At 41.0% G+C, this 10,618-nt stretch carries 9 protein-coding genes; 2 read left to right on the forward strand and 7 right to left on the reverse strand.

Annotated elements, in window-relative coordinates:
- Positions 1-28: 28 nt before the first annotated feature.
- From tsaB to rnd, 5 genes are all read right to left on the reverse strand, one after another.
- Positions 29-724, reverse strand: a complete 696-nt coding sequence (tsaB, locus tag KH943_RS06920) for a tRNA (adenosine(37)-N6)-threonylcarbamoyltransferase complex dimerization subunit type 1 TsaB (RefSeq protein ID WP_304109389.1) — start codon at positions 722-724, stop codon at positions 29-31.
- Between the two features lie 105 nt (positions 725-829).
- Positions 830-1,912 (reverse strand): 3-deoxy-7-phosphoheptulonate synthase AroG, encoded by a 1,083-nt coding sequence (gene aroG, locus KH943_RS06925; protein ID WP_304109392.1) that lies wholly within the window; start codon positions 1,910-1,912, stop codon positions 830-832.
- A gap of 224 nt (positions 1,913-2,136) precedes the next feature.
- Complete coding sequence (locus KH943_RS06930; protein WP_304109394.1) at positions 2,137-5,109, reverse strand: DNA translocase FtsK; 2,973 nt, start codon at positions 5,107-5,109, stop codon at positions 2,137-2,139.
- Positions 5,106-5,603 (reverse strand): leucine-responsive transcriptional regulator Lrp, encoded by a 498-nt coding sequence (gene lrp, locus KH943_RS06935; protein WP_304109397.1) that lies wholly within the window; start codon positions 5,601-5,603, stop codon positions 5,106-5,108. Before lrp ends, KH943_RS06930 begins: the two co-directional genes overlap by 4 nt.
- A gap of 15 nt (positions 5,604-5,618) precedes the next feature.
- Complete coding sequence (gene rnd / locus KH943_RS06940; protein ID WP_304109399.1) at positions 5,619-6,737, reverse strand: ribonuclease D; 1,119 nt, start codon at positions 6,735-6,737, stop codon at positions 5,619-5,621.
- A gap of 153 nt (positions 6,738-6,890) precedes the next feature.
- Here rnd and KH943_RS06945 point away from each other — a divergent pair, with 153 nt between their 5' ends.
- A complete protein-coding gene (locus KH943_RS06945) occupies positions 6,891-8,093 on the forward strand; it encodes an ROK family protein (protein ID WP_304109402.1) in 1,203 nt (400 codons plus the stop codon).
- Positions 8,094-8,196: 103 nt separating this feature from the next.
- Positions 8,197-8,916: a dethiobiotin synthase gene (bioD, locus tag KH943_RS06950; protein ID WP_304109404.1), complete on the forward strand. Its 720-nt coding sequence runs from the start codon at positions 8,197-8,199 to the stop codon at positions 8,914-8,916.
- Positions 8,917-8,971: 55 nt separating this feature from the next.
- On the opposite strand, the gene mepA is transcribed toward bioD, so the two are convergent.
- Positions 8,972-9,799 (reverse strand): penicillin-insensitive murein endopeptidase, encoded by an 828-nt coding sequence (mepA, locus tag KH943_RS06955; protein ID WP_304109407.1) that lies wholly within the window; start codon positions 9,797-9,799, stop codon positions 8,972-8,974.
- Positions 9,800-9,871: 72 nt separating this feature from the next.
- A complete protein-coding gene (gene hpt / locus KH943_RS06960; RefSeq protein ID WP_304109410.1) occupies positions 9,872-10,414 on the reverse strand; it encodes a hypoxanthine phosphoribosyltransferase in 543 nt (180 codons plus the stop codon).
- Positions 10,415-10,618: the final 204 nt, after the last annotated feature.

Below are 10,618 nucleotides of genomic sequence, written 5' to 3' on the forward strand. Positions count from 1 at the left end.
CGTGAATCTTTAAATTCACGCATTGCTTTTACTGCTTATGCGGTAACTTCTTCCAAGTTACTTCATTGCGTAAATAAACAGGTTCGATTTCATCAACCGATTTTACATTACCTTTCACAATTTCTTGTTCGGCTAAAGCAAGCATATATTTTGCTGAAGGCAAGGTAATTTCACTGATTACAAGCGGTAGATTCTGTTCGGCAAATTGCGGATAAGCTGCCCAACCTGTGCCCACGACGGTAATCTTTTCGTCATCTAATTGAAACTGCTCTAACGCACGTTCTGGCGAGCAAACTTGCTCTTTTACTTTCTCCATCCAACCGTTTTCGGTACGAATTAATTGCGAAAAATAGACCTCATTCATTCTGGCATCAATCAAGGCTATCACTTCTGTTACACCTAGCTCTTGATAAGCCTGCTCTGCCATAGTGGTTAGGTTTGAAATTGGTACAACTTTCAACTCAGCCCCGAATGCTAACCCTTGAGCAACCCCCACGCCTACGCGTACGCCTGTAAAACTGCCAGGGCCTCGACCGAAGACTAAATAATCCAACTCTTTGATAGAAAGATGAGCATTTTTTAATAAACCATCTACCATCGGTAAAATGCGTTGCGTGTGCGTTCTTGGACTAAGTTCATCTTCAAAAGTGATGTTGCCTTGATGCAACAAAGCCACCGAACAAGCTTCAGTGGCAGTATCTAAGGCGAGAATGGTATGATTCATTCTAAACTCTCTAATTTGTACGTAGAAGTAAGGTTTATCCCTACCCTTATAAAATGAAAATAGGACGGGGATAAACTCCGTCCCTACGATTTGATACTTTAAAGATTATTTTTGATGTTTACGACGACGCTCTTCAACCGCTTCTGCTAAAGCAAATAACGCTTTTTCGCTATCTTCCCAGCCGATGCAACCGTCGGTGATGCTTTGTCCGTAAACTAAATCTTCAAGTGTTTGTCCTGATTTCAGATCTTGGCGACCTTCGACTAAATGACTTTCGATCATCACGCCTGAAATTAACTCTGAACCGCCAGCAATTTGTTTGCAAACATCTTCACACACATCCATTTGGCGTTTAAATTGTTTGCTACTATTAGCGTGGCTGAAATCCACCATTACGTGTGGACGATGACCTGATTTTTCGATCTCTGCACACACTGCCGCAACTGATTCTGCATCGTAATTTGTGCCTTTATCGCCACCTCGTAAAATGATGTGGCAATCTGGGTTACCTTCAGTCGATACGATTGCCGAATGACCAAATTTGGTTACGGATAAGAAATGGTGTGGCGATTCTGCTGATGCAATTGCATCTAATGCAATTTTTACGCTGCCATTGGTACCATTTTTGAAACCTACTGCACAAGATAAACCAGAGGCTAATTCACGATGTACTTGTGATTCTGTCGTACGAGCACCAATTGCCCCCCAACTCATAAAATCTGCCATATATTGTGGCGTGATCATATCCAAAAATTCACCCGCTGCTGGCACGCCTAAATCGTTAATATCTGAAAGCACTTTACGACCTAAACGTAAACCATCGTTTAATGCGTAAGTTTCGTTCAAATATGGATCATTGATTAAGCCTTTCCAGCCCACAGTAGTGCGTGGTTTTTCGAAATACACACGCATAACCACTTCAAGATTTTGATTAATTTTTGGATTTGCACGCATTGTTTTAATTCGATCAGCATATTCAAGTGCAGCTTTTGGATCGTGGATCGAGCAAGGCCCAATCACCACTAATAAGCGATCATCTGCACCGTGAATAATTCTGTGAATTGCTTGGCGTGTTTTTTCCACCGTTTCTGCCGCAACATCACTCGCTGGAAAACGCTCTAATAAAGCAATAGGTGGTAAAAGTTGTTCAATATTTTTAATACGAAGATCGTCATTTTTATAAGACATTGTGTTTCTCTCTTGTTGTGTTATGAGTAAGTGGCTATAAAGGTAGTGGAATCAAATTAAAATGTCAAACGGTTTGTACTATTAAAATAGTACAAAATTACTTTGATCAATAAAATTTATGCAAGTGATGGATAGCCATTCATTGAAAGCAATAAACAAGCGGTGATTTTAGCAAGATCCTTTGCAAAATACTCAGCAAAAATCGCCGCTTGTTTCTACCAAGGTTAAATAATTTCACGCTTACCGCGTTTATCTGGTGAAGACAAAATCCCTTCACGCTCCATCTGGTCTAAAATACGTGCTGCACGGTTAAAACCTAAACGAAGATGACGTTGCAAGCCACTAGCCGAAGTAATGCCTGTTTCTTGTACAAAAGCAACTACCTCATCAAAACGCTCATCTAAATCGCCACTACCGCTCGTCTCGCCCACCTCTTCATCGGCAGGCGACTCCAAAATACTCTCAATATATTCTGGCTTGCCTCGTGCTTTCCAGTTATCCGCCACATTCACGACATCATCATCGCTCATATAAGCCCCGTGCACACGCACCAACTCTGGGCTACCTGCTTTGGAATAAAGCATATCGCCTCGACCTAGCAAATTTTCCGCACCAATGCTATCTAAAATAGTGCGAGAATCGTAAGGGCTTGCCACCGTAAATGCAATACGGCTTGGAATATTCGCTTTAATCACGCCTGTAATGACATCGGTTGATGGGCGTTGCGTTGCCAAAATTAGATGGATACCAATTGCACGTGCTTTTTGTGAAATACGCATAATGTATTCTTCCACCTCTTTGCCTGCAGTCATCATAAGATCAGCAAACTCATCCACCACCAAAACAATGTAGCTGAGTTTGCCCAACGCAGGCGGCATTTTATCCATTGAATCGCCCTCTTTCCAACTTGGATCCGCAATTGGCATTCCCATTGCTTCAGCTTCATCAATTTTATTATTGTAGCCTGTAATGTTACGCACATTTAAATGAGTCAGTAAGGTGTAGCGACGCTCCATCTCATCTACTGCCCAACGCAAGGCATTTGCCGCCTTTTTCATATCGGTAACCACTGGCGTTAGCAAGTGTGGAATATCGTTATACACCGAAAGTTCAACCTGTTTCGGATCAATCATAATCAAGCGAACTTGTTCAGGTGTGAGCTTATAAAGCAAGCTCAAAATCATCGTATTGATCCCAACCGATTTACCGCCGCCCGTTTGTCCTGCCACAAGCAAATGCGGTGTGTCCACCATATCCATAATCACAGGTTTATTCGCCAAATCTTTCCCCAAAATCATCGGCAATTTAGCTTGGGTATAACGGAATTCATCGCTTGCGATCAAATCTCGCAACCACACAATTTCACGATGTGGATTCGGTACTTCAATACCCATATAAGGCTTACCTGGTACCACATCGGTAATACGAATGGTAGACATCATTTCACGGGCTAAATCACTCGCTAAAGAGGTAATTTTTGCCGCTTTCACCCCCACTGCGGGTTTAATTTCGTAACGGGTTACCACAGGCCCCACTAATACATCTTCAACCGTCGCTTTTACACCATAGTTTGCCAATGCAGTTTCAATGCGTCGAGAGGTCGCAATAATTTCTCCTTCTGTCATCTGCTGACCACTTGGTTGATGCTCTTCCAATAAATTCAATGTGGGTAATGGGGTGGTTGGTTTTTCCAACTTTTTACTGCCTTGCAATAATGGATGAATTAAAGTTTCGCCATAGCCACCTCGGGGATAGTCGGGGGTATTCCCCTCCGCTCCCACAGCTGCTTTTAACGGCGTTGTAAATTTTGATGGCGTAGGTTCTGTGCGAATTTGCACATTGGTTGGTAAAGCCGTCTCAAAATGGCTTGAGCCTTCCGTAATCTTATTAAACGTATGTTCTAAGCCCACCGCTTTTGCTCGAGCCTCAAGTTCTGCTAAACGCTGGCGTTCCATTTCCGCAAACTCACGTTCACGAATGGCATCAAAATCTTCATTTTGCTCTTCGCTTTCTTCCGTCTCCATCAATTTAATCACAGGTGACGATTGCATAAAATGCGGCATTTCAGGCTCAAATGCCACTTGCTCAGCCATATCAAGTTCAGGATCTTCATTTACTAAACGCACGCTAATTTTGGGTGGAGCGGTCGGATTTGCGAGATTTTCTGCAAAATCCACCGCTTGTTCTACTCTCTCCGTTTGTGGTTCAATCGGATTTAAACGCACTTTGGGTAGTTCAACATTCAACCCAATCTTATTTTCGGTTTGGGCTGGCAGTACTTCCGTTTCAATCTCAGGTAAATTAATTTTCGGCAGTGGAAGCTCTGTATGAATATCGGCAGGATTAAACAAATGCATCTCCGCTGTTTCCACAACCATCGTTGGTTTCATTTCAGAAGAAGGCTCGGCGGAAACCCTTTCAATAGAAGAAGATTGATGCAACCCACTGATATTGGGGCGTTTAAAGATCGTAATATCTGTTAGCTGTTCATCTATCGAAATGACAGTGTCTACACGCTCGTCTGTTGGTTCTTCAGCTGCAAGCGGTAAGTTTTCACTACCGAATTGCAAATCATCTTCGGTTGGCTTAACTTCGGCTACGGATTTAACTTGCAGAGGTTTTTCTTCCGCTGTGGCATCTTTCGCATTTACCCAATCATAGAAATGAATTAATAATGGAATAAGGGTTTGACCTGAGCAAAAATAGAATCCAGTTGCAGTCAACAACATTGCCACAAATAAACCACCGAATTGTCCAATATGCTCACTCATCAATCCTTGACTCATCGCCCCGACAAAACCGCCCGCTAGATAATTTGGTGAGTTAGATAAAATCGTATTCGCTAAACCTGCTAAGCCAATCATCAGCACAAAGAAGCTCAAACTATGGAGAAAAATACCTTTCACCGTGGCATTTTCTGCTCCACGGGTAAGCAGCATATAAGCAGAAAAGCCCGTTAAACTAAACGGCAAGAGAAATGCCACTTTGCCAAAAAAAGCATAGAGCAAATCGATCATCCACGCCCCAAATACGCCTGTTTTATTTAGTGGCTCGCTCGTAGCGGTACTCGCCACCGACCACGCATTATCTAACGGGCTATAACTTGCCCAAGCGAGAATAAGATAAATCCCAAACAAGCCACAAAGGGCAAAAAGAAAATTAAAGGCGGTTTCTTTTCCTTTAAGTCGTCTAATCACAATATTTCCTTTTCTTTCAGCAACAAATAATTCGTCTGTTTCACTTCTTCCATAACCACATAAGTACGAGTATCGTTCACGCCAGGTAAACGTAACAGCGTTGTGCCAAGCAATTTACGATAAGCCGCCATATCGGCAACTCTCGTTTTGAGTAAATAGTCGAAATCGCCCGAAACTAAATGGCACTCTTGGATTTCATCTAACTGCTGCACCGCTTGGTTAAATTCCTCAAATACATCAGGTTTCCCACGCACAAGCGTAATTTCCACAATAACTAAAAGCGGTGCTTCTAGCAGTTCAGGGTTGAGCAAGGCACGATAGCCCATAATCACGTTCTGTTTTTCTAAACGTTTAACCCTTTCAAGACAAGGCGTTGGCGAAAGCCCTACTCGTTTAGAAAGTTCGATGTTAGAAATTTTGCCATTACGTTGAAGTTCGTTCAGGATTTTTAAATCAATTGCATCTAATGCACGGGGTAATTTTTTTGCTTCCATAATGTTTATCTCATTTTAATTAAATACATTCACCAATTGCTCGCCATATTCTTTTCGCCAACCGCATAATAACTCTGGCAAACGATCAGAAGATCGCCCTTTGATATGCCAACTAAATAGCTGATTTAACTGACGTTTGCTTGCCACCAGTTCAGCAGGCAGATCAAGCGGTCGAATTTCGGCAAGCTTTTGCTGCAAGGCTTTTAAGCTATATTTGTAATTAGGCTCATCCACTAAACGTACAATTTTGGCAGGATAAAGTTCCATAGAGGTATTCAAGCCTTGCTCTACTAAACGTAAGATTTTTTTGCCGTGTCTACGTACTTCATTGGGGTGCATAAAATCTAACAATTGCGAAGGATTTTTTGGCAAAATACGAGCAATTTCATATAAATTCGATTCTTTTACCACAAAATTCAAAGCTAAATTGCGACTTTGTGCCTCTTCCGCCCGCCATTTTGCCAGTAATTTTAACACAGCTAGCTGCTGTGGTTCTAACCGCCACGCATTTGAAATTTTGATGTAAGCTTTGTCTAAATCTTCCACGCGTTCACGCTTCGTTAAAAAAGCGGAACACTCTTCATTCACCGCATTTTGCCAGTTTGTTTGAGCCAATTCTGCCTGCATTTTCTGATAAATCGGCAACAAATACCACACATCCGCTGCGGCATATTGCAACTGGGTTTCACTTAATGGACGGGCAAGCCAATCTGTGCGTGAAGCGCCTTTGTCGAGCTCAACATCTAAATAATGCAATACTAATTTAGCAAAGCCAACGGATGTGCCTAAATTTAAGAAAGTTGCCATTACTTGCGTATCTACCAACGGTGTAGGCAATTGGTTAAAAGCACATTCAAACACTTCCAAATCTTCACTGCAAGCGTGTAACACTTTGATGACTTTTTGATCCGCAAGCAATGCAACAAAAGGACTGAAATCTTTAATCACCGTTGGATCAATCAAACTGACTTGCTTGCCATCAAATAGCTGAATTAACCCCAGTTTCGGGTAAAAAGTTCGCTCGCGGATAAATTCCGTATCCAATGCTACTGCAGATACTTGGCGGGCATTTTGACAAACTTCAGCTAATTGCTGCTCATTTTCCACCCAATGGTAGTGAATTGATGAATTCATTTTGGCTTTTCTCGTGATTTTCTTTAAATTTAAAAATAAATATGTGAACTAGATCACATTATGCGGATAAATTGGTTGTACTTCTACAAAATTCCCGCAAAATATAAAAACAAATGGAGCAAATAAAAAATAAATTATGGAGAACGTCAATTAATGATTACTGGCAATAAAATTCAAAATATAGGCAATATTTACCGTCTAACCGAACAGTTTGAACTCATTTCTCGTACTGATCTTGCTAAACTCTCAGGGCTTGCCCCCGCTTCAATTACCAACATTACAAAACAGTTGATTGATAAACAATTTATTCTAGAACGTAGCGTGCAAGATTGTAACTCTCGCGGCAGACCTGCAGTCGGGCTTTCTGTTTCTACTTTTTTCTGGAAACAGCTCTGTCTCACAATTTTTGCAGACCATCTTACCATTTCGCTTTGTAAATTAGATGGCTCAGTCATTCACCGCCAAGATTATACCTTTTCTTTAAGCGATTATCCTAACTTAGATGAGATTATTGCCGAAAACTTGCAAAATTTCCGTCAAAATCAACCGCTTAACGATGCCCAAATCCTTGCACTTTCCATCGCGGTTGTTGGACGCATTAACGCTGAGAAAAACGCCATCGTTCAACTTGGGCAACATTTTCTGAAATGTCGCATTGTTGAGAAATTACAAGCAATCTATTCTCAACCGATTTTGCTCAATGAACATTTCCACCTCTGGTTATTAGCAGAATCTACGCTAGGTAGTTTAATTGGCGATGATAATGTGATCTTCTTACAAGTCGATGATGCGATTCGTCTCAGCATTCTGTTGCGTGGTGCGTTATTACACGAGCAGAATATGAATGTAGATCATATGCTAATGCCTCGTTTTAGTGCATTAAGTGATGAGATTTATCCTGAATTAGACGGCATTGAACGCTATCAACTCAACAATCAAGCGAGCTTACAAGCGTTAATTCAATTGATCGACAAACATCTACCCAAAAACTTTGAGATGGATGACGAGCATTTGAAAGAGGCAAAAATTAACCATTTCTGCGAACAAGTAGAAGCAAAAAATCCAACAGCACTGGCTATTTTAGAGCATATTAGTAGCAATTTAGCCTATATGCTAATGAATTTAGTCAATATTTTTTCTACCGAGAAAATTTTGTTTGATTCCCCACTGCTACGTATTAAAACCCCACTCTTTGAGCAAATCACACAAAAATTGAATGAAAAAATGATCAATCGCGATCTCAATGTGCAATTAGTGACAAGCCATTTTGATAAAAACAGCACTTTGATCCCGTGTGCAATGATAAAACAGGGAATTTATGAAGGAAGTTTGATCAAGAACATAATCCCTGATTAAAAAATTCGATAGACTAAAGGGTATTCGTCAGGTGGGTCTTAAGCCCACCATTTTCTATTTTATTTCTTGGTGAATTAAAAACCAGCTAACCAAAGGATACCCTATGCCCTCTTTATTTATTACAGGCACAGACACCGACGTGGGCAAAACGATTGTAACCCGTGCATTATTGCAAGTTTTGACCGCAAATAATATCGTAGCTGTGCCTTATAAACCAATCGCTTGTGGGGGAGCAGAAGAATTGCCCACAGAGCCAAATTTAGATGACTATGCCAGCGAAGATAATAGCGATGTTGTCACGCTTTTAAACAGCACTGCAGTGCCTGTTGGCTATCGTGAAATCAACAGCTACACCTTTATTCATTCTAGCACCCCTGTTTTTGCCGCCCTTGATGCAGTTCGAAATATTCACGTGGAAAAATTGGATGTCGATCTCGCACGCTTACAAAATAGCTACCACAATATCTTAGTGGAAGGCACTTACGGCTGGCTTACTCCGATTAATAAAGATTTGAGTTTTGCTGACTGGGTACAAAAAAATAATATGCCTGTGATTTTAGTCGTCGGCATCAAGGAAGGCTGTGCCAACCACGCCTTATTAACCGCTCAAGCGATAAAAGATAGCGGCGTTCCACTTTTAGGTTGGGTCGCAAACCGCATCAACCCTGGATTACGACACTATATGGAATTAATTAAAATGCTTAAGCAAAAAATCCACGCCCCACTTCTCGGACAAATTCCTTATATCGGGCATCCAGAACAGAAAGATCTGGTGCAATATATTCAGCATCCAGAACCGTTGTTGGAATTATTTAAAGCATAATAAAAGGAGCTTTTTAAATGGTGTTAAACGCTCTTTTTATGACTACAACAGTTTATTATTCTAACCCCTGCGAAGAAAGAATCATTTGGCACTGGTAAGGTGCAGTTGGCAATACTTTCGGTTTTGGTGTGCTTGATTTTGGTGCTGGTTTGAACCAAGAATACAATTCATCACCACAGCCATCTCCTGCGGGTAAAGCGGTTTGATTTTCACAATTTTTTGCATCTTGAGGGCAACTTAAACGCACGTGAAAGTGTGAATCGTGTCCATACCAAGGACGAATTTTTTGTAACCAAGCACGATCTGCTGTCTCGCTGTTGCACAATTTCACTTTAATCGCTGGGTTTACGAAAATACGGTTTACGCGGCTATCTTGTGCAGCTAATTTAATCAAATTAAATTGGTTTGATGTCCACGCTCGTTCATCGACAATCTGTCTATCGCGATCTACCATCAAGGTGGCTAAACCCGCGGGATTACGTGCAGTTTCATCATCCATCGGGCCGAAACGCAACCAAATATCCGCATCCAATCCTGTTTGATGGCTCGCATGCCCTGAAGAAAAACGCCCACCCGCTGGCATTCCCATATCACCGATCAAAATTGGTGGAAGCCCTGAGTCTTTAGCTCGTTGCCCTAATTTAGTGAGATAATCCAAAAGCTGCGGATGCCCATAATAACGATTTTTTACCGAGCGAATGACCTGGTAACCTTCACCTTTTAATGCCAAAGGTTGAGCTCCGATAATACAGCCATTGCTATAACCACCGATAGATTGTGGCTGTCCTGAAATAGGCGTACGGATTTTCTCCCACTGAGTCGCCATTACATTGGCTGAAAGCAAAGTAAGGCTTGCAATAAGTAAATTTTTTGCTAGTTTCATTTTTTCTATAGTTTTGAATGTAAAAAACGCTTGAAATTACCTACTTCAAGCGTTTTCCTTAAATAAAATAGATTATTCGTCCATCACCACTTTACCGATATAATCCAAATTGCGGTAATGCTGTGCGTAATCAATACCAAAACCGACCACAAATTCATCAGGAATAGCGAATCCAACCCATTCCACAGGCACTTCTACTTCTCGGCGAGATGGTTTGTCTAAAAGGGTACAAATAGCAATTGAACGTGGCTCACGAAGTTTTAAAATTTCACGCACTTTATTCAGCGTAAAGCCAGTATCAATAATATCTTCCACGATTAATACATCTTTGCCTTGAATTTCGCTGTCTAAATCTTTTAAGATTTTGACATCACGACTCGATTCTGTGCTTAATCCATAGCTAGAGGCGGTTAAAAAATCCACCTCAACAGGCAAATCAAGATGACGAACTAAATCTGCCATAAACATAAAAGAACCGCGCAATAAACCGACAACCACCAAGTTTTGGCAATGCTCAAACTGTTGATAATGACGGTTAATTTCTTGTGCCAACTCTTTTACGCGAGATTGCACATCTTTACGAGAAATTAGCGTTTCAATGTGATGTTTTTTCATAAAATGCTCTCTTTAAAAATTTTTGCTACTCTAGCAAAATTCAATTCATTTTACTAGCTGTTTGCAAACGTTTGCAATTTTAAAATTTAAGCAGCAGCCATTATCTCCTCAATGTCCACAATCTCTTTCGGGCAACCGCTGGTCAGGTTTTTATTTCCGTACTCGGTCATCAATAAATTATCTTCAATGCGAATGCCAATGCCT

Origin of the sequence: Haemophilus parahaemolyticus (assembly GCF_018373095.1) — a bacterium.
Lineage (GTDB): Bacteria > Pseudomonadota > Gammaproteobacteria > Enterobacterales > Pasteurellaceae > Haemophilus_A > Haemophilus_A parahaemolyticus_A.